Here is a 26,129-nt window from a genome sequence, read left to right as displayed (position 1 = left end):
AGCCGCGTCACCCACGACATCCACATCCACCGCCTCGACCCCGAGAAGGAGATCAACACCGAGCTACAAAAAGCCGCTTAGGAAGCGACGTTGGGCCGAGGGCAGCGTCCTGGTGGCCATGATGCCGGGGACGGCACAGGCGAACGCCGACAGCAGGGCCACGAAGGCCCGGCCCTCCAGTCCGGCGCGGGCCATCACACGGTCCATGAGGAACGCCGCACGCGCCATGTATCCCACCCCCTCCAGCAGGGCCAGGAGCAGGAACAGCAGCACGATCTGCGGGACGAACACCAGCACCCCGCCCACCCCGCCGATGAGCGCGTCCCCGAGCAGGCCGGACAGCCACCGGTTGCCGACATGGTCGTCCACCAGGCCAGACAGCCGTGCGAACACCTCCTCCACGGCGCCCTGCAGGGGTGCGGCCAGGGTGAAGACAGTCTGGAAGAACAGCACCATCACCGCGATGAACACCGCCGTGCCCCACAGCGGGTGCAGCAGCACCGCGTCCACCCGCTGCGTGGCCCGGTGACGGGACGGGGGCCGGTAGCCGGCGTGGTCGAGGACCGACTCCACCCAGGCGTCGCGCTCGCCCAGGTCGGTGGGCGGTGCCACGGCCGGAAGGGGCCAGGACCGCCAGTCGGCGAGTCGCTCGCGCAGGTCCGCGACGCCCTGTCCACGGTGTCCGACCACGGGCAGCACCGGTACGCCGAGCGCCCGGGCCAGTGCGCCGGTGTCCAGGCGGCCCTGGCGGCGGGCCAGTTCGTCCGTGAAGGTGACCACGACGCAGGCCGGCAGCCCGCGGTTCAGGACCTGGGCGACGAAACCCAGGGACCGCCGCAGCGTGGTGGCGTCCGCCGTGATCAGCAGCGCGTCCGGGCGGTCGGCGCCGGGGAGCCGGCCGTCCAGCATGTCGACGGTGATCCGTTCGTCGGGGCTGACCGGTTCCAGGCTGTAGGTGCCCGGCAGGTCCTCGACCGTGTGCCGGTGCCGGCCGGTGTGCACGGTCCCGGCGAACCGGGACACCGTCACGCCCGGATAGTTCCCGGTCTTGGCGCGCAGGCCCGTGAGGGCGTTGAAGACGCTGGTCTTCCCCGAGTTGGGAGCGCCGACCAGGGCGATCCGGGACGCCGTGACCCCGGGTGCCCCGACGCTGCCGCTGTCGTGGCAGCCGGTGCTCACCGCTCCCCCTCGGCGACGTGCACGCACTGTGCCTGGGCGCGGCGCAGGCACACCTCGTAGTCCTTGACCCGGTACACGACGGGGTCGCGCAGAGGTGCCCGCCGGACCACCTCGACCACCGTGCCGGGGCCGAATCCCAGATCGTGCAGGCGACGGCCCACGGCGGGCGCGTCCCCGGCGGCGATCCGCGTCACCGTGGCGCGGCTTCCGGGGGCCAGCTCCGCCAGGGTGCGCGGTGGTGCGCCGACGACGGTGGGCGCCGGGCCGGCCGCTGTGGTCGAGTCGGACGAAGGATCATTCAGACCGTTCACAGCATGAGGTTAGGCTCGCCTATCTTGCGACGGACGACGGCGAGTGGCCCCGGTGCGGGGCCACTCGGCCCTCCCGACGGGGCCCGCCCGGCCCTACAGCGACGCGCGAGGCCGGACGACGACCGAGCGGAGCACCGCTCCCCACGGCGGCCCGAGCACCGGACAACGCCCGGTCGGCAGCTCATGACGGAGTCCGTGGCCCTCACCGGTGCGGGCGTGGCGCGCCGCCCCGTCCGGCGTCGGGGAGCACCGCTGGAGCCGAACTGCCTTTTGGCCACGCTGCGTTGGACCCGCGCCGCGAGCGGTGACCAGGTCCGGGGCGGCCTCCGCCGGGGTCAGCGACCTTCCTGGCGCAGGCGGTCCCGAGCCTCGGTGGCGATCACGGCGGCCTGGATACGGCGCTCCACGCCGAGCTTCGCCAGCAGCCTGGAGATGTGGTTCTTCACGGTCTTCTCGGCCAGGTACAGCCGCTGGCCGATCTGCCGGTTGGTCAGTCCCTCGCCGATCAGCGCGAGGATCTCCCGCTCGCGGTCGGTCAGCCCCGGCAGCGCGTCCGGCTGCTCCTCTTCCTTCTGCTGTCCGCCGCGCAGCCGGGCCATCAGCTTGGTGGTGGCGCTCGGGTCGAGCAGCGACTGGCCCCGGGCCACCGTACGGACGGCCGTCACCAGGTCGGAGCCGCGGATCTGCTTGAGCACATAACCCGAGGCGCCGGCCATGATCGAGTCCAGCAGGGCCTCCTCGTCGTCGAACGAGGTCAGCATCAGACAGGCCAGGTCGGGCATCTGTGAGCGCAGCTCGCGGCAGACACTGACGCCGTCGCCGTCGGGCAGCCGGACATCGAGAACGGCGACCTGGGGGCGCAGGGCGGGGACACGTACGAGCGCCTGCTCGACGGTGGCGGCCTCACCGACCACGGTGATGTCCGGCTCGTCGTTCAGCAGGTCGTGCACCCCGCGCCGGACCACCTCGTGGTCGTCCAGCAGGAAGACCCGGATCGGGTTGTCGGGGCCGGGCTGCTCGCCGTCCGCCATCGTATGCTCCTCGTTGTCCGCGTGCAGTGTTCCGGGTCGATACTGGCTTGTCCAGGGCCTGATGGCCAGGGCCGGCCCTGCTTGCGCGGTTCCGTCGCCACGAGCCCCTGTGGGAACCGATTATCACCGCACGTGTCGTCGAAGCCCAAAAAGCCCCTGAGCCCGGCGGTCCTCCGCCGGGTCGTGACGTCCGTGGTCCCCTACGGTTTGCGGGCGATCGCTCCGTACATCGCGATGTCCTCGTCGCGGATCCCCTCTTCCCCGGTGCCGTCCGGGTGCCACTTGTGCACCTGGACGATGCCCGGCTCGAGCAGTTCCAGTCCCTCGAAGAACTCGTGGGCCTCACCGATGGTGCGCAGCCGCATCGGCATGCCGCGCGCCGCGTACTCGCGGGCGACCCGCCCCACCTCCTCCGGGGCGAACTCCGCCGTGCCGATCGTCATCGCCAGGTAGCTGCCCGGCGGCAACGGCTCCAGCAGTCGCCGGACGATGCCCACGGCGTCGTCCTCGTCGAGGACGAAGTGGACGATCGCGATGACCGTCAGCGCCACCGGCCGGTCCAGGTCGAGGGTCTCCCGCAACTCCGGGGCGCCCAGGATGCTCGCCGGGTCACGGAAGTCCGCCTCGATGTAGGACGTCCTGCCCTCGGGCGTGCTGGCCAGCAGCCCCTGGGAGAGGGTGAGCACGATGGGATCGTTGTCGACGTAGACCACGCGGGATTCGGGGGCGACCGACTGGGCGATCTCGTGGAGGTTCGGAGAGGTGGGGATGCCGGTGCCGATGTCCAGGAACTGGCGTATCCCCGCCTCTCCGACGAGCCGGCGGACCGCCCGGTTCATCCAGTCCCGGTTGGCGCGCATGTGGACGGGCATCGCGGGCCATTCCCGGACCATGGCGTCGCCGGCCTCCCGGTCGGCCGGGTAGTAGTCCTTCCCGCCGAGTATGTAGTCGTAGATCCGCGCGGAGTGCGCGTTCTCGGTGTCGATCCGGTCGGCCGGCCATCCGTTCTCGGGCACCTGGGTGTCTCCTTCGCACGTCGTGGATCGGGATCGGGCGGGTCACAGGTCCTTACGGATCCGGTCGAGGACGGTCAGGGTGCCGCGCGTCGGCGTCGCCTGGGCGCCCACCCGGTCGAGGGCCTCCCGGTACACCACGACGTCGTCCGGCTTGTCGAGGTAGACCGCGCCGACCAGACCGCTGAGGTAGACCACATCGGGCAGTTCACGTGCCCGGAAGCGGAAGAGCTGGAAGGCGCCGGCCCGCATGGCCGGGTGCGGGCCATTGCCGAACGGCATGATCTGCAGCGTCACCTGGGGCAGACGCTGGATCTCCATGAGATGACCGATCTGGGCGCGCATCACGTCCGCTCCGCCGACCGGCCGGCGGAGCACCGTCTCGTCCATCACCACCCACAGCCGCGGGGGTTCCTCGCGTCCCAGGAGTTCCTGCCGCCGCATCCGCAGGGCGATCCGGCGCTCGGTCGCGTCGGCCGGGGCATGCGGGTTGTCGGCCCTCAGCAGGGCGCGGGCATAGGCCTCGGTCTGCAACAGCCCGTGGACGAACTGGCTCTCGTAGGCGCGTATCTGCAACGCCGCCTGTTCCAGGCTGAGATAAGCGGCGAGCCAGTCCGGCATGACATCACGGTAGGTGTGCCACCAGCCCCGCTTGTTGGCCTCACGGACCGACTTCAGGAAGGTGTCGATCTCCTGCCGGTCGGTCACTCCGTAGACCTGGAGAAGCTTCTCGGCGTCGGCGAGTCTGAGCCGGGCGACCTTGGCGGCCTCCATCCGGCGCACCGTGGAGTGGCTGACCCCGATGGCCGCGCCCGCCTCCTCGTAGGACAGGCCCGCCCGGGTGCGTAACTCCTCCAGCTGTCTGCCGAGGATCATGCGCAGCACGGAGGGTACACCGCCCCAGTCGGTCTCCGCGGTCACGCCTCACCCCCTCGCGTCGGATGTTCCGGACTCACCGTCTCATGCGGCCGGCCACTGCGGGGCCCCTTCGATCGGGCGTTGCCACAAGCAGCATGCCCGCAGCCGGATGGAATTTTCAACTTGCCTGTTGCGAGCCGTCGTTGACGAGTGCCAGAGTGTTCGCACCGTCCCCACGGCCCGCCGCACGACCCTGCGGAGACGGCCGGTCGACCCCGGCCACGAGGTGACGGAACCCCCCGCGCGAAGGCAGACGAAAGGCCCCCGCAGATGGCTCGGCTCCCCTTACCCGGCCCGCTGCAGCACCCCAGGAACGAGTACGCACCGAGACCGCCCGGAGGCGGGCAAGCGGCTCCACTCCCCCAGCCGGACGGCCTCGCCCGTCCCGCCTCCGGGCACCGCACCGTCCGTGAGACCCGCGCGTTCGACCTGCCCGCCGTCCCGGCGTCCGTGCGTACCGCCCGTGGCGGTGTGCGTGAGACGCTCACCGCGCGGGGTGTCGCTCACGACGTCTGCGACAACGCTGTCGTCGTGACGTCGGAACTCGTCACGAACGCGCTCACCCACTCGGCCGGCGACCGGGTCGTGTGCCGGTTGCACCTGACGGCGGACCTGATCCGCGTCGAAGTCGAGGACCAGGCCCGCGGCCCCGGGCTGCCCGTGCTCCGCCGCCCGGGTCCCGAGGCCCAGAACGGGCGCGGGCTGCTCCTGGTCGACGCGCTCAGCGGCAGCTGGGGGGTCACCGGCTCCCCCGGCGGGCCCGGACGTACGGTCTGGGCCGAACTGCGCCGGGAGGCTGATCCGTCCGCCCCCGCCCCGCCCCGCGCGGAGTGAGGCCGCGGCCCGTCCTCCACGGGCTCGGCGGACATGACGGCCGCCTGGTCCCCCGGCCGCGACGGGGCCGCCGATCGAGGTCCTGTCGGCCGTGGTGCCCCAGGGCCGCCACGGCGGCACACCGGGTCGTGTCCTCCACCGCGAGGGCGACGGGGTGGTGAGCGTCACCGGCGCCGACGTGCGTACCGGACGCGACCGCGGCCCGGCGATCACGGGTGCGGACCGAGGACGGCCGGGCCCGCGTACGTCACCTCGATGGGCGGCTGCCTCACCGGGGCATCCCTGAACTCCCGGGCACGGGGCGCCATCTGCGAGACTGGCGGCGGATCCCGGAGCGCCGCGATGTGCGGTGCTCGCCGCACGACTGGAGTACCCACGGTGGCGTCACAGGACGCGGTCCCCTCCCCCGGGGACCGGCAGGACCACCCGGACCGCCAGGACCGGCAGGACCGGCAGGATCACCCGGACCTGCAGGCCGACTGCGCCGCCTGCTTCGGCCTGTGCTGTATGGCCCTTCCCTTCGCCCGCTCCGCGGACTTCGCCGTCAGCAAGCCCGCCGGGCAGCCCTGCTCGAACCTCCGCACGGACTTCCGCTGCGGCATCCACGAGCGGCTGCGCGACCGGGGATACGCCGGCTGCACCGTCTTCGACTGCTTCGGCGCCGGGCAGAAGGTGTCCCAGGTCACCTTCGCCGGCACCGACTGGCGCGCGGCGCCGGAGACGGCGCGCGCCATGACCGAGGTCTTCCCCGTCGTGCGGCAGCTGCACGAGCTCCTCCGGTACATCACCGAGGCCCTCGGCCTGGCACTCGCCCGCCCCGTTCACCAGGAACTGCGGCGGGCGCGGGACCGGATCGACGGCCTGACCCGCGGCAGTGCCGCATCGATCGTCGAGCTGGACGTGAACGCGCTGCGGGGCGAGGTCAACGTCCTGCTGCTGCGGGCCGGCGAGCTGGCCCGGGCCCACGTCCCGGGCCCCAGGAAGAATCACCGCGGAGCGGACCTCGTCGGCGCGAAGCTGTCCGGCGCCGGTCTGCGGGGGGCGAGCCTGCGCGGTGCCCTGCTCGTCGCCGCCGACCTCAGCGGAGCGGATCTGCGGGACGCGGATCTGATCGGAGCCGATCTGCGCGACGCCGACCTCAGCGGTGCCGATCTCACCGGTGCCCTCTTCCTCACCCAGGCGCAGCTGAACGCCGCCAGGGGCGACGCCGCCACCGTACTGCCGCCCGTGCTCAGCCGCCCGGCTCACTGGTAGGGGCCGGTCGCATGGTGGACGGCGCCGCCCGACGGCATGGCGTCAGCCGGCCGCGGTGTCGAAGCGCAGCCGTATCTGTTCCTCGAGGCGCCGCAGGCTCGAGTCGAGGGCGTCGTCCACCTGCTTCGCGCCGGGGTCGTGGCTGTCCTCATGGAACGACAGGTGCACCGTGACCTCGCTCGCCCCGCTGTCGATACCGGCGACCTGGAGCCAGCCGGTATAGCCGCCCCGGTCACGCGTGCCCCATTCGAGCCTCATCTGCTCCCGCTCGGCGCGCAAAAGGGCGGAGGTGTCCTCGTCGGTCCGGTCCTCGTGCACGGTGACGGCGGGCAGTTCCTCGGCGTGCACGTGCAGTTCCCCGGGCAGCCAGTCCTCCATCTGGTCGATGTTCGCCGCCTGGTCGAAGACATGCTCGGGTTGTGCGGGCATCGTGCGTGAGCGTTCGTACTCGGTCATCGCCGGTACCGCCTTCCGGTCGGGGTCGCGCGCGGCGGACGAGAGCGCGGCGGGCTACCCGCGGTGGAGCGACGCGGCGGATCCACGCGGGGACGTGGCGGGTACCCGGCGTGCCGGGAGATGATGCGCCGCCCGGTCTTCCGAAAGCCGAGTACCCTGCGCCGTCGACCCGGGTACGCGTACTCAGGCGCCGGGTACCGGGCGCGCGCCAAGCTGCCGGGCAGGATCTCCGACTGCCCGAAAGGCCTTCCGTGCTCAGCCGTGCCGCCTCCGTCCTGCTGCCCCTGTTCGGGCGGCTCACCGTCACCCGCGACACCGGCGAACCCTTCGCCGCGGGCAGTGTCTTCGTCGCCAACCACGACTCGATGGCCGATCCGGCCCTCGTACTGGCCGCCCTGCGCGGGGTGGGGGTGACACCGGTCGTCATGGCGACGGCGGGGCTGTGGCGTGTGCCGGTGCTGGGGCGTGCCCTGAAGCGGGGCGGCCACATACCGGTGCACCGGAGAACCGCCCGCGCGGCGGACGCGCTGGAGGCGGCGGCGCGGGCCGTGCGGTCGGGGCGCCATGTGCTCATCTACGCGGAAGGGGGCCTGCCCCCGGGCAAGGACGCGGTCTGCGCCGCGCCCCGGCCCTTCCGGACCGGTCTGGCCCGGCTCGTCGCCGCCACCGGCGCCGAGGTCGTCCCGGTGGGGCAGGCGGGCGCCCGGCGGCTCGCCTCCGGGTCCGCCGCCAAGCAGTTGGCCGGCGTTCTCACCGCACCGGTACGTCGGCCCCGGTTCCACGTGCACATCGGCCGGCACGTCTCCCTGCCGCCCGGGACATCGGCCGGCACGGCGGCGGCCCACGCGGCGGTCGGCGCCGCCTGGCGGCAGGCCGCCGGGGCCCTGGGCGAGCCGGCCCGCCCCGCCGCACCCGCCGCACCCGGCGCGCCCGGCGGTCACGCCATGTCGGGGTCGGTGTCCGTGCGCCCGGCCAGCCGCTCGTAGCGCTGCCGGGCGGCCTGCGGGCTGCGCAGGCCGAGACCGAAGGCGATCTCCGGCCAGGTCATACCGCGTCCTCGCGCCATCCGCAGCAGACCTGCCTCGAGTTCGTCCATCTCCGCGCGGGCGCGCGGCACGAGGCTCAGCGCGGCGGTGATGTCCGCGCGGTCCACCTCGGGTTCGCCGTCCTCGCGCAGCACCGCACCGCTGAGGAGGAAGGACACCAGCCTCACCGCCTCGTGGGGGGCGATCACGCCGGGATGGATCTGCCGGCGGCGCTGTCCGTCCGTGGCGGCGTGCCGTTCGGCGATGCGGAACAACGAGGCGTGCACCCGGTGCGCGCGTGCCGCCGCGGAACTCGGCGGGGTGAACGGGTCGGTGGGTGGTTCAGGAGTCCGGGCCATGGAGCGAGCATCACGGATGAACAGTTTGTTGTCAACGAAATATCATCAATGAAATACACCCGCGCGTGACCGATGAGTTCCGGCGTCCGCACCCGTCCACCCCTGCGACGGACGCCCACGCGACGCGAGACAAGGGACGACACCATGAGCACCGGAACCGGCTTCTCCTACACCCTCACCCGCACCCTGGACGCCCCGGCGGGCACGGTGTGGCGGGCGTGGACCGCCCCCGACGCGTACGCCCGATGGGCGTACGCCGCCCCCGGCTCGGTCGAGATGGACGTACGGCCGGGCGGCGCCTGGAAGGCCACCGTGGTCACCCCGGACGGCGGGGAGTTCCCCATGACCGGGTCCTACCTCGACGTCGACGAGCACCGTCTGCTGGTGGTGGGAATGGACGTCCCGGGCAAGCCCGCTCCCTCGGCGATGAGCGTGGAACTGGACGAGGACGGCCCGCGGACGCGGATCGTGGTCCGCCAGTCGTGCGACACGGCGGAGGAACGCGACATGGCCGAGCAGGGCAGCGCCATGCTCCTCGACAGCCTGGCCGTCTTCCTGGCCGACGGCTCGAGCGGCTGAACGCCTTCGCGTGGTCCGACCCGCCCGCTGGTGCGACGCTGGGGTGGACAGTTCCGAGGACGAGCACCCTGGAGGGAGACCGATGGGACGCGACGTCCCGGCGCTCACCTTCACCCGCGAGGACCGCCGCCGCTACCGGATCAAGATGCAGGACTGCCTCGACGCGCTCGCGCAGATGCTGCGCGAGTCGCGCTTCGAGGCGGAACGGCCCCAGGTGGGCCTGGAGATCGAACTGAACCTGGTCGACGACCGGGCCGAGCCGGCGATGCGCAACACCGACGTGCTGGAGGCGATCGCGGACCCGGCCTGGGACACGGAGCTGGGCCGGTTCAACCTGGAGATCAACATCGCGCCCCGCCGGCTCACGGCGGGCGGCCCCGACGCCTGGGAGTCCGAGATCCGCGCGGCGCTCAACCACGCGGAGCAGCGCGCCAGGTCGGTCGGTGCGCATCTGATCATGACGGGCGTGCTGCCCACCCTGCGGCAGGAGGACGTCGGCGAGGGCGCGCTGTCGGAGAATCCGCGCTACCGGCTGCTCAACGACCAGATCTTCGCGGCACGCGGGGAGGATCTGCACATCGAGGTGACCGGCATCGACCGGCTGCGGACCTACGCGGACACCATCACTCCGGAAGCCGCGTGCACCAGCACGCAGTTCCACCTCCAGGTCTCCCCCGAGCAGTTCGCCGACTACTGGAACGCGGCCCAGGCGATCGCCGGGGTCCAGGTCGCGCTCGCGGCCAACTCCCCCTTCCTGTTCGGCAAGGAACTGTGGCACGAGACGCGCATCCCGCTGTTCGAGCAGGCCACCGACACCCGCCCGCAGGAGATCAAGGCACAGGGGGTGCGGCCCCGGGTGTGGTTCGGGGAGCGGTGGATCACCAGCGTCTTCGACCTCTTCGAGGAGAACCTGCGCTACTTCCCCGCCCTGCTCCCCCTGTGCGACGCGCAGGACCCCGCGGAGACGCTGACCCGGGGGGACATCCCCGAACTCGGCGAGCTGACCCTGCACAACGGCACCATCTACCGCTGGAACCGCCCGGTGTACGCCGTCGCCCGCGACAAACCGCATGTGCGGGTGGAGAACCGGGTGCTGCCCGCCGGACCGACCGTCGCGGACACGCTCGCCAACGGAGCCTTCTACTACGGTCTCACCCGTGCCCTGGTGGAGGAGGAGCGGCCGGTGTGGTCACGCATGTCCTTCTCCGCCGCCGAGGACAATCTGCGGACCGCGGCGCGCTACGGAATCGATGCCCGGCTCTACTGGCCGGGGATGGGCGAGGTGCCGGTGGCCGAACTCGTTCTGCGGCGGCTGCTGCCGCTGGCGCACCGCGGTCTGGAGCTCTCCGGAATGGACGAGGCCTGGCGGGAGCCGCTGCTCGGCATCATCGAGCAGCGGTGTGTGACGGGCCGCAACGGAGCGGTGTGGCAGAAGGAGATGTTCCACCACATCGACGCCACCGCGCACTGCGGACGCCATGAGGCACTGCGTCGCATGACGCTGCTGTACATCGACTACATGCATCTCAACGCGCCGGTCCACACCTGGCCCGTGGAGTGACACGGCGCGGTGCGGAACCCGGCGCCGGGTTCCGCACCGTGCCGCCCGTCAGCCCGGACGGCGTCCGGTCCCGGAGTCGTCGGGATCGACACCGGTGAAGGCGGACTCGTCCTTCGTTCCGCTGGGGCGCCCGGAGCGGCCCCTGCGTCCCGTGTCCCGCCTGCCTTCCTCGGGCTGCTCCCCGTACTCCTCGCCCCGCCTGGCGTCACTGCGCGCGACATCGCCCGGGACGGACGTGTGCTCCTCCTCGGCGTGCGCCCGGCCCGCTCCGCGCGGGGGCGCGTGCCTCTCCGCGTGGAAGGAGCGGCGGGCGCTCGGGTTCTCCTCCTGCCGCGTCTCGTCGACGTCGGGCGACCAGCCATGGTGTTCGGTCCCCTGGTGGCGACCGGGCCCGTGGTCCCGTGACGGTTTCGGCTGCTTGCGTTCGTCAGGCATGTGTCGGCCCACCTGTCCGCTCGTAGGGGCACGTTCCTCAGCGCCCCGGCAAGAAAAGCCTCCCACTCATCACGATTCCGGTCATATCGGCCGATCCGGACTGTGTCATCCGTGCGGCAGGCCGCCCTGACCCTGCCGGCGGCCTGCCAGGTGGACCCAGCCGCCACTCGCACGGGTGACACGGGGGATTCATGTCCACATTCCCGGCCTGGTGTGTCCGACCATCGCAGACAGCCGGGCCGCCCCTCGTCGACGGCCGCAGCACCCCGGAAAGGCCGCCGCGTGCGCATCCTGCTCATCGCCAGTGCCAACAACAGCCTCACCCAACGGGTCCACGCGGAACTGCGGGACCGCGGGCACCCCGTCGCCGTCGAGGTGACGCCCACCGGCCATGACGTGGTCCGCGCCGTGCGCCGGCACGATCCCGGGCTGATCGTGGCCCCGATGCTGAAGACGGTCGTCCCCCGGGAGGTGTGGACGGCGCGGACCTGTCTGATCGTGCACCCGGGGCCCGTCGGCGACCGCGGTCCTTCCTCCCTGGACTGGGCGATCCATGAGGGCGCCACCGAGTGGGGGGTCACCGTTCTCCAGGCCGAGGAGGAGAGGGACGCGGGGCCGGTGTGGGCCACGGCGGCGTTCCCCGTGCCCCGGGTCGGCAAAAGCGATCTGTACCGGGGCGAACTGGCCGACGCGGCCCTCGACGCCGTACTGACCGCCGTCGAACGGTTCGCCTCCGGCCGCCACTCCCCCACCCGGCAGAGCACCCTTCCGGCCGTGCCGGGCGCCCGGACCCGCCCGCCGATGCGGCAGGAGACCCGTCGAATCGCATGGGCCGGCGACTCCACCGGGACGGTACTGCGCAAGCTGCGCGCCGCCGACTCCCAGCCCGGCGTCCGGGACGAACTGCTGGGCGAGGAATGGTTCCTGCACGGCGGGCATCCCGAGTACCGGCTGCGCGGACGCCCCGGCGAACTGCTGGCCACCCGGGCGGGCGCCGTCTGCCGGGCCACGGCCGACGGCGCCGTGTGGATCCCCGAACTGCGGGCCCGTACCGGCCCCGGCGTGCCACGGGCCCCCAAGCTGCCCGCCGCACTGGCCCTGGCCGGACGGCTGTCGCGCGTCCCGGAGGTGTCCGCGCCGCCGCTGTGCCCCGCCGGGGACGGCGCCCCCTGGTCGGACATCCGGTACCGGGAGGACGGCCCCGTGGGGACGCTGTCGTTCTCCTTCCCCGGCGGCGCGATGTCCACCGACCACTGCCGGCGGCTGCTGGACGCCTACCGGGCCGCCTGCGAGCGGCCCACGTCGGTGCTGGTCCTCGGCGGCGACCGCGACTTCTTCTCCAACGGCATCCACCTCGGCGTCATCGAGGCGGCGCCCGATCCGGCGGTGGAGTCCTGGTCGTGCATCAACGCGATGGACGACCTCGTCGAGGCCGTCCTGACCACCACCGACCGCCTCGTCGTCGCCGCGATCGGCGGCAACGCGGCAGCGGGGGGCGTCATGCTGGCGCTGGCCGCCGACGAGGTGTGGTGCCGCTCCGGCTCCGTGCTGAACCCTCACTACCGCCTCATGGGCCTGTACGGCTCCGAGTACTGGACCTACAGCCTGCCCCGGCGGGTGGGCGCCGCGGCCGCGCGGCGGCTCACCCGGGAGGCACTTCCGGTCGGTGCCGCACGGGCACGGGACATCGGCCTGGCCGACCGGGTGATCGACTGCGCTCCCGCCCGCTTCCGCGCCGAGGTCACCCGGCTGGCTCAGCGCTGGGCCGATTCCTCCGGTGCCCGGTCACGGCTCGTCGGGAAGAAGGCCGAGAGCGAGCGCCGGGAGTCCGTCACCCCGCTGGCGGCGGTGCGCGAGCGGGAACTCGCGCACATGCACAGGATCTTCTTTGACCCCGCGGCGCCGTACCACGCGCTCCGCCGGGCGTTCGTACGCAAGGAACCACCGACGGTCCCGCCTGCGGTACCGGCCGGTGTGGCCGACGCTTGAGCCACGCACACCCACCGGGACACCGGCACTGCCGCACCCCTCCCCAGGAGGCCCTGATGAACGCAAGCCCCCCGGCCGCGAACGCCGAGCCGGAGACCTCCGGCGCCGTCGGCACGGACGACAAGCCGATCCACATCCTCTGGATCAACGCCGGGCTGAGCTGCGACGGCGACTCGGTCGCCCTGACGGCCGCCATGCAGCCCAGCATCGAGGAGATCGCACTCGGCGGACTGCCGGGACTGCCGAAGATCGCCGTGCACTGGCCGCTCATCGACTTCGAATGCGGGCCGGTCGGGGGCGCGGACACCTTCATCGAGTGGTTCTTCAAGGGCGAGCGCGGCGAGATCGATCCGTTCGTCCTGGTGGTCGAGGGGTCCGTGCCGAACGAGGCGATCAAACGGGAGGGCTACTGGTCCGGCTTCGGGGACAACCCGGAGACCGGTCAGCCGATCACCACCAGCGAGTGGATCGACCGGCTCGCCCCCAAGGCGCTCGCCGTCGTGGCCATCGGCACCTGCGCGACCTACGGCGGCATCCACGCCATGGCCGGCAATCCGACCGGCGCCATGGGGGTGCCGGACTATCTGGGCTGGGACTGGACGTCACGGGCCGGCATCCCGATCGTGTGTGTCCCGGGCTGTCCCATCCAGCCCGACAACTTCGCCGAGACCCTCACCTATCTGCTCTACCAGGCGGCGGGCTCCGCGCCGATGATCCCGCTGGACGACAAGCTCCGCCCCACCTGGCTGTTCGGCGCCACCGTGCACGAGGGCTGCGACCGGGCCGGCTACTACGAGCAGGGGCAGTTCGCCACCTCGTACGACTCACCGCAGTGCCTGGTGAAGGTCGGCTGCTGGGGGCCCGTGGTGAAGTGCAACGTGCCCAAGCGCGGCTGGATGAACGGCATCGGAGGCTGCCCGAACGTCGGCGGCATCTGCATCGCCTGCACCATGCCCGGCTTCCCCGACAAGTTCATGCCGTTCATGGACGAGCCGCCGGGCGCGCGGCTCTCCAGCGCGGCCAGCGGCGCCTACGGAGCGGTGGTGCGCAAGCTGCGGACCATCACGATGCAGACCGTGGACAAGGAGCCCAAGTGGCGCCGCACGGGCCGCAAGCTCACCACCGGCTACCGGCCGCCCTGGTGACCGGCGCCTCCTGCCCCACCGACTGGCCGACCCGCTCACCGACCCGAACGACCGAAGGGCAGTACCGACACAATGGCGACCTCGACGACGACCGGTGACGGCACCGGCCTGGTGGAGATGGCGTGGGACCCGATCACCCGGATCGTGGGCAGCCTCGGCATCCACACGAAGATCGACTTCAAGCAGAAGCGGGTCGCCGAGTGCTACAGCACCTCGTCGGTCTTCCGCGGCTACAGCGTCTTCATGCGGGGCAAGGACCCGCGCGACGCGCACTTCATCACCAGCCGCATCTGCGGCATCTGCGGCGACAACCACGCCACCTGCTCGGTGTACGCGCAGAACATGGCGTACGGCGTGAAGCCGCCGCACCTCGGTGAGTGGATCATCAACTGCGGTGAGGCCGCGGAGTACATGTTCGACCACAACATCTTCCAGGAGAACCTGGTGGGGGTCGACTACTGCGAGAAGATGGTCCGCGAGACCAACCCGGGCGTCCTCGAACTCGCCGAACGCACCGAGGCCCCGCACGCCGCCGACCACGGCTACCGCACCATCGCCGACATCATGCGCTCGCTCAACCCGCTGGAGGGCGAGTTCTACCGGGAGGCGCTCCAGGTCAGCCGGTACACCCGGGAGATGTTCTGCCTGATGGAGGGCCGCCATGTGCACCCCTCCACGCTGTACCCGGGCGGCGTCGGCACCATCGGTTCGGTGCAGCTCTTCACGGACTACATGACCCGCCTCATGCGCTACTGCGAGTTCATGAAGCGGGTCGTGCCGCTCCACGACGACCTGTTCGACTTCTTCTACGAGGCCCTGCCGGGCTACGAGGAGGTCGGCAGGCGACGGGTACTGCTCGGCTGCTGGGGCGCGTTCCAGGACCCGGAGCACTGCGACTTCCGTTACGCCGGCATGACGGACTGGGGACGGCGCATGCTGGTCACCCCGGGTGTGATCGTGGACGGCAAACTGGTCACCAACGACCTCACCGAGATCAACCTCGGCATCCGCATCCTGCTGGGCAGTTCCTACTACGAGGACTGGGAGGGCCAGGAGCGGTTCGTCACCCACGACCCGCTCGGCAACCCGGTCGACCCGCGGCACCCGTGGAACCAGCACACCATCCCCGCACCGCAGAAGCGGAACTTCGACGACAAGTACAGCTGGGTGATGTCCCCGCGCTGGTTCGACGGCACGGACCACCTGCCGCTCGACACCGGCGGCGGCCCCCTCGCCCGGCTGTGGTCCACCGCGCTGTCCGGGCTGGTGGACGTCGGGTACGTCAAGGCGACCGGGCACAGCGTCGTCATCAACCTGCCGCGCACGCTCACCAAGCCGGAGACCACCTTCGAGTGGAAGATCCCGAAGTGGTCCAACGCGCTGGAACGCAACCGCGCGCGCACCTATTTCCAGGCGTACGCCGCGGCCGTGGCCCTGCACAGCGCGGAGAAGGGGCTCGAGGAGGTACGGGCCGGACGCACCCAGACGTGGGAGAAGTTCGAGGTGCCGGACGAGGCCATCGGCGTGGGCTTCACCGAGGCGGTGCGCGGAGTCCTCTCCCATCACATGGTGATCCGGGACGGAAAGATCGCGAACTATCACCCGTACCCGCCGACCCCGTGGAACGCCTCGACCCGTGACACCTACGGCACCCCGGGCCCGTACGAGGACGCGGTGCAGAACACACCGATCTTCGAGGAGAACTCCCCGGAGAACTTCAAGGGCATCGACATCATGCGGACCGTGCGCAGCTTCGACCCGTGTCTGCCGTGCGGTGTGCACATGTACGTCGGTGACGGCCGGACGGTGAAGTCGATGCACGTCCCCACCGGTCTGAGCGGACTGGCCGGATGAGCCGCACGACCGCGGGACCGGACGCGGAGACGGCGGGGCGGATGGTGGAAGAGGTCCTCGACCGGCTCGCCTCCTCCGGCGACCGCGCGGCCTGCGAGGCCGCCGAGGAACTCGTGCGTGTGCTCATGGAGTTCTACGGCGCCGGATTCGCGCGGACCATGGAACTGCTCGGCCGCCATCCACAACGGCCGTCCCAGCAGGCCGTGGACGCCCTGCTCCGGGACGAACTCGTGGCGGGTCTGCTGGTGTTGCACGGTCTGCACCCGGACGACGCACCGACCCGGATCCGACGCGCCCTCGACGCCCTCCCGCACGCCGTGGAGGACGCCGGATTCGACCCGGACACGGGTGAGTTGCGGCTGCGGCTGACCTCCTCGGGGGGCTGCGGCTGCGGCGGGTCCCGGGACGCCGTCGAGCAGGCGTGCCGCGACGCTCTCGCGTGCGCCGCGCCGGAGGTGACGGCGGTGACGCTGGAGCCGGAACCGGCCCCCGGGCCGGTGCTGCTCCAGATCGGCGCCGGCCCGCCCGGCGGGTCCCCGGCCGGGACGAGCGGCCGGCCGCCGGCCACCGCGGCACCGTGAGCGCCTCCCCGCCCGGACCGGGTACGCGGCAGCGCCGGGGACTGTTCCGGTTCACCGGGCCGCGCCGGCCCCCCGGGGAACGCTGCGAGCTGTGCTCGGCGACGCTGCCGGGCTCCGGTCACCGGCATCTGGTCGACGTCGAGAACCGGGCTCTGGCCTGCGCCTGCGGCCCCTGCGCCCAGCTGCTGGACCGGCCCGGCGCGGCAGGGGGACGGTTCCGCACGGTTCCCGGCCGGTATCTGGGCGACCCGGGGGACGGTCTGGACGAGACGGCCTGGGAACGTCTGCGTATCCCGGTCGGTGTCGTCTTCTTCTTCCGCAACTCCGCGCTCGACCGGCCGGTCGCGCTCTACCCGAGCCCCGCCGGGGCCACCGAGAGCGAGCTGGAGCCCGAGGCCTGGCAGACCGTGCTGGAGGCGACGCCGCTGGCCGGGCTCCTCGAACCCGATGTGGAGGCGCTGCTGCTGCGCCGCCACGAGGGACGGGTGGAGTGCCATCTGGTGCCGATCGACATCTGCTACGAACTGGTGGGCCGCATGCGACTGCGCTGGCAGGGCTTCGACGGGGGCGCCGAGGCGCGGGCCGATCTGGAGGAGTTCTTCGGCCATGTGCGCGAGCGGGCCCGTGTCCCCCGGGAGAGCGCGTCGTGACCGATTTCGGCTTCCTGTGCACGGGGGTGCGCGCCGACCCGTACGCCGTGGGTCCTGCGCTGGTCTTCCGGCTGCGGGTCACCGCCTCTTCCGGCACCCCGGTCCACGCGCTGGCGCTGCGCTGCCAGATCCGGATCGAGCCTGCCCGCCGGAGCTACGACGACACCGAGGCCGCCGCGCTGACCGATCTGTTCGGTGAACGCTCCCGCTGGGGCAGCAGTCTCAACCCGCTGGAGTTCGCCCAGGTCCCGGTGATGGTCAAGGGGTTCACCGGCGAGACGGAGACCGATGTGGTCGTGCCCTGCACCTACGACATGGACATCGCCTCCTCCCGCTACTTCCACGCCCTCACGGACGGGGAGGTGCCGCTGCGGATGCTGTTCTCCGGTACCGCCTTCACCGGCACCGGCGGCTTCCGGGTCGAGCCGGTCCCCTGGGACCGGGAGGCCGTGTTCCGGATGCCGGTGAAGACCTGGCGGGAGATGGTCGACCAGCACTTCCCGGGCTCGGCCTGGATCAGGCTGCCCAGGGACACGATGGACGCGCTGCTCGCCTACCGGTCCCGCCGGGCCCTGCCCTCCTGGCGGACGACCGTGGACCGGCTGCTGGCAGCGGCGGGCGAGAGGACACCATGACCACGACGACGTTCACCTCCTCGGCCGAGGCCCGGCTGGCGGTGGCGCGCCAGGTCGCCGACGCCGTGCTGTTCGAGGGGTACGTGCTCTACCCGTACCGGGCGTCGGCCGCCAAGAACCGGCTGCGCTGGCAGTTCGGGGTGCTGGTGCCCCCGTCCTGGACGGCGCGGGAGGGGGAGCACGAGTTCCAGCACACCGAAGTGCTGATGGAGCCCCGCCGGGGCGCCACCCTTTCGGTCGAGGTGCGGTTCCTGCACGCCCAGCGGCGCACCGTCCAGCGGGTCGTGCCGGGCGGCGGTTTCGAGACCGTCGGTGAACTGCGCCTGGAGGACCGGGTGGTGGTCCCGTGGGACGAGGGCAGGGAGGAACGGGTCCGGATCACCGTTCCGGTCGGGGAACTGGCGGACGGGGGCACCGTGGTCCCCTTCGGCCGGCCGGCGGGCGAGGAGACCGAACCGGTCGCCGACGCCGCCGGGACGGTCGTGGGACGCCTGGTGCGGCGCCGCGAGGCGGTCGAGGGCGTCCTGCGCCTGTCGGCGGTCCCGCTGGACGGGCCGTACACGACCCAGCGGCTGAGCGTGGTCGTGGAGAACACCGGCGAGTGGCTGCCCGAGGAGGGCGCCGGACGGGACGCCGCGCTGTCCCGCTCCCTGGTCGCCACGCACACACTGCTGCACCTGGACGCCGGGCACTTCCTGTCGCTGACGGATCCTCCGGAGTGGGCCAGGGGCGCGGCCGCGGCCTGCCGCAATCTGCACACCTGGCCCGTGCCGGCCGGTGAACCGGCCTCCGCCGACCTGGTGCTCTCCTCCCCGATCATCCTGGAGGACCATCCGGCCATCGCCCCGGAGAGTCCGGGCGCCCTCTACGACGCCACGGAGATCGACGAGATCCTCGCCCTGCGCACCGCGGCGCTCACCGACGAGGAGAAGCGGGAGGCCAGGGGTACGGACGACCGGGCGGCGGCGGTGATCGACCTCACCGAGTCGATGCCGGCGGAGGTGCTGGAGCGGCTGCACGGCGCGGTCCGCGGTCTGCGCGAGGTCACCGAACCCGTCCCGCGTACACCGGTGTTCGCCGACGCGCGGGGCGGCGTCGCCCGGCCGGACACCCCCTGGTGGGATCCGGGCGCGGACGCCTCGGTGGACCCGGCCCACGACCACGTGCTGGTCGACGGCCAGGAGGTGCGGGCGGGCAGCCGTGTCGTCCTGCGGCCCCGGCTGCGGCACACCGACGCCCAGGACCTGTTCCTGACCGGCCGGCGCGCCCTGGTGGAGGCGGTGCTGCACGACGTCGACGGGGGCGTGCACATCGCGGTCACCGTCGAGGACGATCCGGGCGCCGACATCCGCCGCGAGCAGGGCCGGTACCTGTACTTCCAGCCCGACGAGATCGCCGTGGAGACACCATGACCGGCGGCAGTGCCCGCCCGCGCGCCCTGGTCGCCGGAGTCGGCAACATCTTCCTCGGCGACGACGGGTTCGGTGTCGAGGCCGCCCGCGCCCTGGCCGGGCGACCGCTGCCGGACGGGGTCGAGGTGGCCGACATCGGCATCCGCGGCGTCCATCTGGCCTACCGGCTCCTCGACGGCTACGACACGCTGGTCGTCCTCGACGCGACGGCGCGGGGCGGGGAGCCGGGCACCCTGTACGTGATCGACGCGGCGGAACCCGGCAGCCGCCAGCCACCGGACGGCGTCCCCCTGGACGGCCACCGCATGTCACCCGACGCCGTACTCGCCCTGCTCGACACCCTGTGCGCGGGCACCGGTGCGGTGCCGCCCCGGCGCACGCTGGTGGTGGGATGCGAACCCGCCACCGTCGAGGAGCGCATCGGCCTCAGCCCCCGGGTCGCCGCGGCGGTGCCCGAGGCGGTGCACCTGGTCGTCGGCCTGATCGGCGAACCGGTCGGCGACGAAGCCGTCGTCCGACCCGGCCCTCATCCCCCTTCCCCCATCCGGAGAGCACCATGAGCAGCAAGCGCGTCGCCGGCGGTGTCGCCGCCGTCATCTCCCTGTCCGCACTGGTGGCGATCGCCGCGAGCATCTGGCCCGACGTGCGGCGTTACCTGCGCATGCGCAGGATGTGAGGCGGTCCGATCGGGCTACGGCTCCGGCGCGCCGGGCGGCCGGCCGTCCCGGTCGTGCCTCTAATGGGCAGCGGCCCCACCACCCCCGGCCCAGGACGGAGCGGCGATGCACGAGATGTCCGTCGCCCTGTCGGTCGTGGACCAGGTCGAGCAGGCGGCACGGCCGGACGGCGCGCACGGGGTGCGCCGGGTCGCCGTCGAGATCGGTGAGCTGGCCGGGGTCGTCCCCGACGCGCTCGCCTTCTGCTTCGAACTTGCCTGTGCCGGGACACGGCTGGAGGGCGCCGAGCTCGTCACCCGGTTCGTGCCCGGGCGGGCGTCGTGCGCCCCGTGCGGGCGCAGCTGGGAGACGGGGATGCCACCGGACATGATCTGCGCCACCTGCCGCGCCGGCGCCACCGAACTGCTCGCGGGCCGTGAACTGAGGATCACCGAGGTGCACTGGTCCGCGGCTTCCACCGCCCCCGGTCCCGCACCGGCGGCGCAATCCGAGGAGAGCTGACGATGTGCCGCACAGTCGACCTCCGGCAGGCCGTGCTCGCCAAGAACACCATGGCGGCACGCATCCTGCGTACCGAACTCACCGCCCGGGGCACGACGGTCGTCAACCTCCTGTCCAGCCCGGGCAGCGGGAAGACCGCCCTGCTGGAGCGTGAGCTGCGGCTGGCCCGGGAGCGCGGTGTCGCGACCGCGGCCCTCACCGCCGACCTCGCCACCGAGAACGACGCCACCCGGCTGGCCCGCTCCGGTGTCCCGGTCAAGCAGGTACTCACCGACGGTCTGTGCCATCTGGAGGCGGACATGCTCGCCGGGCATCTGCACGACTGGCTGCCCGACGCCACCCGCCTGCTGTTCGTGGAGAACGTGGGCAACCTGGTGTGCCCCGCCTCCTACGACCTGGGCGAGTCCCTGCGGGTCGTCCTGGCGTCCGTCACGGAGGGCGAGGACAAGCCGCTCAAGTACCCGACCGCGTTCGGGCTCGCCCAGCTGGTGATCGTCACCAAGTCCGACCTCGCCGGTCCCGCCGCCTTCGACGAGGCCGCCTTCCGCGCCCATGTGGAGCGGGTCAACCCGGGCGTCGAGGTGGTGCTCACCTCCGTGCGGACCGGCGAGGGCGCCGGGGTCCTGGTGGACCGGGCGCTCGCGGCGGCCGACGGGAAGAGCGTTCACGCGCCGGTGATGGCGCGGGCCGGGGCGTGAGCACCGCTCCCGGGGTCCGCCCTGCGACTGCCGTCGGGGCGGGTGCCGTGCGGCGCGCCCGGGTGGTCGTAAGGGGCGTGGTGCAGGGTGTGGGGTTCCGGCCGTTCGTGTACGGGCTGGCCACCGGTCTCGGCCTGGCGGGGCACGTGACGAACACCGGTGACGGCGTGGTGGTGGAGGTCGAGGGCCCGTCCCCGGCGATCGACCGGTTCTGCGCGCGCCTGTCGGCCGACGCACCGCCGCTCGCGGTGGTGGAGTCGGTGGAGACCTCCGAGCTGCCCGTGACACGGGAGAGCGGATTCGGCATCGTCGCGTCCCGGTCCTGCGGTCCCGTGCGCACGCTGGTCGCCCCCGACACCGCGACCTGCCACGACTGTCTGGCCGAACTGGGCGACCCCGGCGACCGGCGCCACCGCCATCCCTTCATCACCTGTACGCACTGCGGGCCGCGCTTCACCATCGTCACCGGACTGCCGTACGACCGTGAGCACACGACGATGGCGGGCTTCCCGCTGTGCCCGGACTGTGCGCGCGAGTACCACGACCCCCGTGACCGTCGTTTCCACGCACAGCCGGTCGCCTGTCCCGCCTGCGGTCCGCGGCTGCGGCTCGTCACCGGCCCCGGCTGCGCCGGCCTGTCACTGCCCGCGGACGACGACCCCCTCGGTGCGGCGCGCGCGCTGCTCGCCGCGGGCAAGGTGCTCGCCGTGAAGGGGATCGGCGGCTATCACCTCGCCTGCGACGCCACCCGCCCGGAGGCGGTGGCCGAGCTGCGCCGGCGCAAGGCCCGCGGGGACAAACCGTTCGCGCTCATGGCGCCGGGCGCGCGGGACGTCGAGCATCTGGTGCACATGGGCCCGGTGGAGCGGGAACTGCTCACGGGGCGGGTGCGGCCCGTGGTGCTGATGCGGCGGCGCACCGCCGTCCGGACCGGACCGGGGGTGCCGGTGCCCGCCGATTCCGTCGCGCCGGGCTGCCCCGACCTCGGTGTCCTGCTGCCGTACTCGCCGGTGCACCATCTGCTGCTGGCGGCGGGGGCGCCCCGGCTGCTGGTGATGACGAGCGGGAACGTGTCCGGGGAGCCCATCGTGACGGACGACGACGAGGCCCTGGAGCGGCTGTCCGAACTGGCCGACGCATGGCTGACCCACGACCGCCCCGTCCATGTGCCGTGCGACGACTCCGTCGTCCGCGTCCTCGACGGCGAGCCGCTGGTGCTGCGCCGTTCCCGGGGCTACGCGCCGCTGCCGGTCACTCTGCCGGTTCCCGTGGTACCGGCGCTGGCGGTCGGCGGGGATCTCAAGAACGTCTTCTGCCTCGGGCAGGGGGACCGGGCCTGGCTGTCCGCTCATGTCGGGGACATGGACGACCTCGCCACACAGGAGGCGTTCGGCCGGGCCGAGCGGCACCTGGAGTCGGTGACCGGGGTGCGGCCGGGGCTGCTGGCCACCGACACACATCCGGCATACCGGTCGGGATCGTGGGCGCGGCGGCACGCCCGGGGCCGTCCGGTGGTACGGGTCCAGCATCACCACGCCCACATCGCCTCCGTCCTGGCCGAGCACGGCGTCGCCGGGGGAAGCCGGGTGATCGGGGTCGCCTTCGACGGCACCGGGCACGGCGACGACGGTGCCGTGTGGGGCGGTGAATTCCTCCTCGCGGACTACGACGGGTTCCACCGGTTCGCGCATCTGGCCTATGTGCCGCTGCCCGGCGGCGACGCGGCGGTGCGCAGGCCGTACCGGATGGCGCTGGCCCATCTGCACGCCGCCGGCATCACCGCCGACGCGGACCTGCCCTGCACCGTCGCCTGTCCTCCGGACGAACTCGGCGTGCTGCGTACCCAATTGGCGCGGAACCTGAACTGCGTACCGACCTCCAGCATGGGCCGGCTCTTCGACGCGGTCTCTTCCCTGGCGGGGGTGTGCCACCACGCGGGATACGAGGCGCAGGCGGCAATCGAGCTGGAGGCCGCGGCGGTCGCGGCCGGTGACGACGAGCCGCACGACCCGCGCTACGCGTTCGCTCTCACGGACGGCCCGGGACCGTCGGCCGCTTCCGCGGCGCCCCTGCTGACGGCGGTGGTGGAGGACGTACGGCGCGGGGTGCCCGCGGCGGTGATCGCCGTCCGGTTCCATCTGGCCGTCGCCCGGCTGGTGCGGGACGTGTGCGTGGCGGCCCGGCGGGCGGCCGGGCTGCGGACGGTGGCCCTGACCGGTGGGGTGTTCTCCAACGCCCTGCTCTCCTCGGCCTGCGCCCGTGAGCTGCGTACGGCCGGTTTCACCGTACTGCGCCACCACGACGTCCCGCCGAACGACGGCGGACTGGCGCTCGGCCAGCTGGTCGTGGCCGCCCGGGCGGGGGCCACGGCCCGATGAAGGACGCGGGCGCCCCCCGCGCGACAAGTGAGGAGATCCGCATGTGTCTGGCGGTACCCGGCAGAGTGCTGGGCGTGGAGGAACGGGACGGCACCCGGATGGCCACCGTCGATTTCGGCGGGGTGGTCAAGGAGGTGTGTCTGGAGTACCTGCCCGATCTGCGGGTCGGTGAGTACGCCATCGTCCATGTCGGCTTCGCGCTGCAGCGGCTGGACGAGGAGTCGGCCCGCCGGACCCTGGAGCTGTTCGAGGACCTCGGCATGCTCCAGGAGGAGTTCGGCGATCCATGGGAACAGGCCGCGCAGGCGGGCGGCGACGAGCTGGTGCGGGAGGCACGGCGGTGAAGTACATCGACGAGTTCCAGGACCCCGGGCTGGCGGCACGCCTGCTCGACGACATCAGGGCCACGGTGACCCGGCCGTGGGCGCTGATGGAGGTGTGCGGCGGCCAGACGCACAGCATCATCCGGCACGGCATCGACCAACTGCTCCCCGACGAGGTGGAGTTGATCCATGGCCCGGGCTGTCCGGTCTGTGTGACGCCGCTGGAGGTGATCGACAAGGCGCTGGCGATCGCCTCACGGCCCGAGGTCGTCTTCTGCTCCTTCGGCGACATGCTCCGGGTGCCGGGCACGGGACGTGACCTGTTCCAGGTCCGCGGGGAGGGCGGCGACGTCCGCGTGGTGTACTCGCCGCTCGACGCGCTGCGGATCGCGGAGGAGAACCCGGACCGGGAGGTGGTGTTCTTCGGTATCGGTTTCGAGACCACGGCGCCGCCCAACGCGATGACGGTGCATCAGGCCCGCAAACGCGGCATCCGCAACTTCAGTCTGCTGGTCTCGCACGTCCGGGTGCCTCCCGCGATCGAGGCGATCATGCAGTCGCCGGACTGCCGGGTCCAGGGGTTCCTGGCGGCCGGACACGTGTGCAGCGTGATGGGAACGCGGGAGTACCCCACGCTCGCCGAGCGGTTCCGGGTGCCCATCGTGGTGACCGGGTTCGAGCCGCTGGACATTTTGGAAGGCGTCCGGCGGACCGTGCGTCAGCTGGAGCGTGGCGAGTACATCGTCGACAACGCCTATCCGCGCGCCGTACGGGACGAGGGCAACCCCGCCGCGCGGGCGATGCTGGACGACGTCTTCGAGGTCGCCGACCGCGCCTGGCGCGGCATCGGGGTGATCCCGGACAGCGGCTGGCGGCTGGCGGCGCGCTACCGGGACTACGACGCCGAGCACCGGTTCCAGGTGGGACACATCGCCACGGCGGAACCGGCGGAGTGCCGCAGTGGCGAGGTGCTGCAGGGACTGCTGAAGCCGCACGAGTGCGAGGCCTTCGGGACGACGTGCACGCCGCGCACGCCGCTGGGGGCCACCATGGTGTCCAGTGAGGGCGCCTGCGCCGCGTACTACCTGTACCGGCGGCTGGACCTGCCCGTGCCGAACGCGGCCGCCCCGGACCGGGAGGCGAGTTCCGTTGTCTGACACCACCACCGCGCCCGACATGCTCTCCTGGAGCTGTCCGGCGCCCCTGCGTGACCGGCCGCGTGTGGTGATGGGCCACGGCGGGGGCGGCGCACTGTCCGCCGAGCTCGTCGAGCAGGTGGTCCTTCCGGGGCTCGGCGGGGCCGCTCCGGCCGCGCTCACCGACTCCGCCGTGGTCGAGCTCGGCGGTGCCCGGCTCGCGTTCTCCACCGACTCCTTCGTGGTCCGGCCGCTGTTCTTCCCTGGCGGCAGCATCGGTGACCTGGCGGTCAACGGCACGGTCAACGACCTCGCGATGAGCGGGGCCCGGGCGGCGTACCTCTCCTGCGGGCTGATCCTGGAGGAGGGCGTCGGGATGGAGACCGTCGGCCGGGTCGCGGAGGCGCTCGGCCGTGCGGCCCGCGCCGCCGGGGTACGCGTGGTGACCGGTGACACCAAGGTCGTGGAGGCAGGACACGGTGACGGCGTGTACATCAACACGTCCGGCATCGGTGTGGTTCCCGCCGGCGTCGATCTGCGTCCGCAGCGGGTGGAGCCCGGAGATGTGGTGCTGGTGAGCGGCGACATCGGCGTGCACGGTGTGGCCGTCATGAGCCGGCGGGAGAACCTGACGTTCGAGGTGGAGATCGAGAGCGACTGCGCGCCGCTCGGCGGGCTCGTCGAGGCGATGCTGTCGGTCACCCCGGACCTGCACGTGCTGCGCGACCCGACCCGCGGGGGCCTGGCCGCCTCGCTGAACGAGATCGCCGTGGCGTCGGGGTGCGGGGTCGTCGTCCGGGAACGAGCCGTGCCGGTGCCGCCGCCGGTGGCCGGAGCCTGCGCCATGCTGGGGCTCGACCCGATGTACGTGGCCAACGAGGGCAAGCTCGTCGCTTTCGTGCCCCGGGAGCACGCCGACGCGGTCCTGGCCGCGATGCGGGCGCACCCTCTGGGCTCCGGTGCCGCCGTCATCGGTGAGGCGGTCGCGGAGCATCCGGGGATGGTCGTCGCACGGACCGGGCTCGGAGGTACCCGGGTGGTGGATCTGCCGATGGGTGAACAGCTCCCGCGTATCTGCTGAGCCCGGCGGCGGGGAGCCCCGGACAGCGACCGGTGAGCGGGGTGACCGTGCGATCCGCCGAGCCCGGGGCGCGGGGGCCGTGGGGGTGGACGGATCACCCTCCTCGTACGGCCG

Annotated in this window: 28 protein-coding genes; 20 read left to right on the top strand and 8 right to left on the bottom strand. The window is 72.5% G+C overall.

The genetic code is table 11. The annotated features are described in order from the left end of the window. Positions 1-63 precede the first annotated feature (63 nt). The 5 genes from ACIF9R_RS28860 to ACIF9R_RS28840 form a co-directional block, all read right to left on the bottom strand. Positions 64-1,179 (bottom strand): FeoB small GTPase domain-containing protein, encoded by a 1,116-nt coding sequence (locus ACIF9R_RS28860; protein ID WP_399985309.1) that lies wholly within the window; start codon positions 1,177-1,179, stop codon positions 64-66. After that, positions 1,176-1,490, bottom strand: a complete 315-nt coding sequence (locus ACIF9R_RS28855) for a ferrous iron transport protein A (RefSeq protein WP_399985308.1) — start codon at positions 1,488-1,490, stop codon at positions 1,176-1,178. Before ACIF9R_RS28855 ends, ACIF9R_RS28860 begins: the two co-directional genes overlap by 4 nt. 335 nt (positions 1,491-1,825) lie before the next feature. Further along, positions 1,826-2,521: a response regulator gene (locus ACIF9R_RS28850; RefSeq protein WP_399985307.1), complete on the bottom strand. Its 696-nt coding sequence runs from the start codon at positions 2,519-2,521 to the stop codon at positions 1,826-1,828. A gap of 200 nt (positions 2,522-2,721) precedes the next feature. Beyond that, positions 2,722-3,537, bottom strand: coding sequence for an SAM-dependent methyltransferase (locus tag ACIF9R_RS28845; RefSeq protein WP_399985306.1), 816 nt, complete (start codon positions 3,535-3,537; stop codon positions 2,722-2,724). Positions 3,538-3,579: 42 nt separating this feature from the next. Then, positions 3,580-4,455 (bottom strand): helix-turn-helix domain-containing protein, encoded by an 876-nt coding sequence (locus ACIF9R_RS28840; RefSeq protein ID WP_399985305.1) that lies wholly within the window; start codon positions 4,453-4,455, stop codon positions 3,580-3,582. 267 nt (positions 4,456-4,722) lie between these two features. On the opposite strand from ACIF9R_RS28840, the gene ACIF9R_RS28835 reads away from it, so the two are divergent. Together ACIF9R_RS28835 and ACIF9R_RS28830 are read left to right on the top strand one after the other, a co-directional pair. Continuing rightward, entirely contained in the window at positions 4,723-5,286 is a 564-nt protein-coding gene (locus tag ACIF9R_RS28835; protein WP_399985304.1) for an ATP-binding protein, read from the top strand. Positions 5,287-5,664: 378 nt separating this feature from the next. Then, positions 5,665-6,540 (top strand): pentapeptide repeat-containing protein, encoded by an 876-nt coding sequence (locus ACIF9R_RS28830; RefSeq protein WP_399985303.1) that lies wholly within the window; start codon positions 5,665-5,667, stop codon positions 6,538-6,540. Between the two features lie 42 nt (positions 6,541-6,582). Here ACIF9R_RS28830 and ACIF9R_RS28825 read toward each other — a convergent pair whose 3' ends face one another. Further along, entirely contained in the window at positions 6,583-6,996 is a 414-nt protein-coding gene (locus tag ACIF9R_RS28825) for an SRPBCC family protein (protein ID WP_399985302.1), read from the bottom strand. Between the two features lie 251 nt (positions 6,997-7,247). Between ACIF9R_RS28825 and ACIF9R_RS28820 the strand changes: the two genes are divergently transcribed. After that, positions 7,248-7,982: a lysophospholipid acyltransferase family protein gene (locus tag ACIF9R_RS28820; protein ID WP_399985301.1), complete on the top strand. Its 735-nt coding sequence runs from the start codon at positions 7,248-7,250 to the stop codon at positions 7,980-7,982. Here ACIF9R_RS28820 and ACIF9R_RS28815 read toward each other — a convergent pair. After that, positions 7,934-8,380 carry a DNA-binding protein gene (locus tag ACIF9R_RS28815; protein WP_399985300.1) on the bottom strand — a complete coding sequence of 149 codons (447 nt, stop codon included), beginning with the start codon at positions 8,378-8,380 and terminating at the stop codon, positions 7,934-7,936. The two genes, ACIF9R_RS28820 and ACIF9R_RS28815, sit on opposite strands and share 49 nt — an antisense overlap. 144 nt (positions 8,381-8,524) lie before the next feature. Here ACIF9R_RS28815 and ACIF9R_RS28810 point away from each other — a divergent pair, with 144 nt between their 5' ends. Further along, positions 8,525-8,959 (top strand): SRPBCC domain-containing protein, encoded by a 435-nt coding sequence (locus tag ACIF9R_RS28810; RefSeq protein ID WP_399985299.1) that lies wholly within the window; start codon positions 8,525-8,527, stop codon positions 8,957-8,959. An 82-nt stretch (positions 8,960-9,041) separates the two neighbouring features. Beyond that, entirely contained in the window at positions 9,042-10,520 is a 1,479-nt protein-coding gene (locus ACIF9R_RS28805; RefSeq protein WP_399985298.1) for a glutamate--cysteine ligase, read from the top strand. 48 nt (positions 10,521-10,568) lie between these two features. Here ACIF9R_RS28805 and ACIF9R_RS28800 read toward each other — a convergent pair whose 3' ends face one another. Beyond that, positions 10,569-10,955 (bottom strand): hypothetical protein, encoded by a 387-nt coding sequence (locus tag ACIF9R_RS28800; RefSeq protein ID WP_399985297.1) that lies wholly within the window; start codon positions 10,953-10,955, stop codon positions 10,569-10,571. A gap of 282 nt (positions 10,956-11,237) precedes the next feature. Between ACIF9R_RS28800 and ACIF9R_RS28795 the strand changes: the two genes are divergently transcribed. The 15 genes from ACIF9R_RS28795 (at position 11,238) to hypE (ending at position 26,015) form a co-directional block, all read left to right on the top strand. Continuing rightward, positions 11,238-12,944: a hydrogenase maturation protein gene (locus tag ACIF9R_RS28795; protein ID WP_399985296.1), complete on the top strand. Its 1,707-nt coding sequence runs from the start codon at positions 11,238-11,240 to the stop codon at positions 12,942-12,944. A gap of 56 nt (positions 12,945-13,000) precedes the next feature. Next, entirely contained in the window at positions 13,001-14,089 is a 1,089-nt protein-coding gene (locus ACIF9R_RS28790) for a hydrogenase expression protein HypE (protein WP_399985295.1), read from the top strand. Between the two features lie 72 nt (positions 14,090-14,161). Continuing rightward, positions 14,162-15,943 (top strand): nickel-dependent hydrogenase large subunit, encoded by a 1,782-nt coding sequence (locus ACIF9R_RS28785; protein ID WP_399985294.1) that lies wholly within the window; start codon positions 14,162-14,164, stop codon positions 15,941-15,943. Continuing rightward, on the top strand, positions 15,940-16,524 hold the full coding sequence (locus tag ACIF9R_RS28780; protein ID WP_399985293.1) for a hypothetical protein: 585 nt from the start codon (positions 15,940-15,942) through the stop codon (positions 16,522-16,524). The genes ACIF9R_RS28785 and ACIF9R_RS28780 overlap by 4 nt, the downstream gene beginning before the upstream one ends. Beyond that, on the top strand, positions 16,521-17,174 hold the full coding sequence (locus tag ACIF9R_RS28775; RefSeq protein WP_399985292.1) for a DUF5947 family protein: 654 nt from the start codon (positions 16,521-16,523) through the stop codon (positions 17,172-17,174). The genes ACIF9R_RS28780 and ACIF9R_RS28775 overlap by 4 nt, the downstream gene beginning before the upstream one ends. Next, a complete protein-coding gene (locus tag ACIF9R_RS28770; protein ID WP_399985291.1) occupies positions 17,171-17,809 on the top strand; it encodes a DUF6084 family protein in 639 nt (212 codons plus the stop codon). Before ACIF9R_RS28775 ends, ACIF9R_RS28770 begins: the two co-directional genes overlap by 4 nt. Then, positions 17,806-19,221: a hypothetical protein gene (locus tag ACIF9R_RS28765; RefSeq protein ID WP_399985290.1), complete on the top strand. Its 1,416-nt coding sequence runs from the start codon at positions 17,806-17,808 to the stop codon at positions 19,219-19,221. Before ACIF9R_RS28770 ends, ACIF9R_RS28765 begins: the two co-directional genes overlap by 4 nt. Then, complete coding sequence (locus ACIF9R_RS28760; protein WP_399985289.1) at positions 19,218-19,781, top strand: hydrogenase maturation protease; 564 nt, start codon at positions 19,218-19,220, stop codon at positions 19,779-19,781. The genes ACIF9R_RS28765 and ACIF9R_RS28760 overlap by 4 nt, the downstream gene beginning before the upstream one ends. Beyond that, positions 19,778-19,897, top strand: a complete 120-nt coding sequence (locus ACIF9R_RS28755) for a DUF6893 family small protein (protein WP_399985288.1) — start codon at positions 19,778-19,780, stop codon at positions 19,895-19,897. The genes ACIF9R_RS28760 and ACIF9R_RS28755 overlap by 4 nt, the downstream gene beginning before the upstream one ends. Positions 19,898-20,003: 106 nt before the next feature. Next, entirely contained in the window at positions 20,004-20,399 is a 396-nt protein-coding gene (locus ACIF9R_RS28750; RefSeq protein ID WP_399985287.1) for a hydrogenase maturation nickel metallochaperone HypA, read from the top strand. Between the two features lie 2 nt (positions 20,400-20,401). Continuing rightward, complete coding sequence (gene hypB, locus ACIF9R_RS28745) at positions 20,402-21,097, top strand: hydrogenase nickel incorporation protein HypB (RefSeq protein WP_399985286.1); 696 nt, start codon at positions 20,402-20,404, stop codon at positions 21,095-21,097. Continuing rightward, positions 21,094-23,475, top strand: coding sequence for a carbamoyltransferase HypF (gene hypF, locus ACIF9R_RS28740; protein WP_399985285.1), 2,382 nt, complete (start codon positions 21,094-21,096; stop codon positions 23,473-23,475). Before hypB ends, hypF begins: the two co-directional genes overlap by 4 nt. A 41-nt stretch (positions 23,476-23,516) precedes the next feature. Then, a complete protein-coding gene (locus ACIF9R_RS28735; protein WP_399985284.1) occupies positions 23,517-23,819 on the top strand; it encodes a HypC/HybG/HupF family hydrogenase formation chaperone in 303 nt (100 codons plus the stop codon). After that, on the top strand, positions 23,816-24,955 hold the full coding sequence (gene hypD / locus ACIF9R_RS28730; protein WP_399985283.1) for a hydrogenase formation protein HypD: 1,140 nt from the start codon (positions 23,816-23,818) through the stop codon (positions 24,953-24,955). The genes ACIF9R_RS28735 and hypD overlap by 4 nt, the downstream gene beginning before the upstream one ends. Continuing rightward, the gene (gene hypE, locus ACIF9R_RS28725) at positions 24,948-26,015 is read left to right on the top strand and encodes a hydrogenase expression/formation protein HypE (protein WP_399985282.1); all 1,068 of its coding nucleotides are present in this window, start codon (positions 24,948-24,950) and stop codon (positions 26,013-26,015) included. The genes hypD and hypE overlap by 8 nt, the downstream gene beginning before the upstream one ends. The last annotated feature ends 114 nt before the right edge of the window (positions 26,016-26,129 follow it).

The sequence above is a fragment of the Streptomyces sp. NPDC086080 genome, from assembly GCF_044540255.1.
GTDB lineage: Bacteria > Actinomycetota > Actinomycetes > Streptomycetales > Streptomycetaceae > Streptomyces.
The sequence above is the reverse complement of the archived record's forward strand: the minus strand, read 5'-3'. Positions and strand labels throughout refer to the sequence as shown.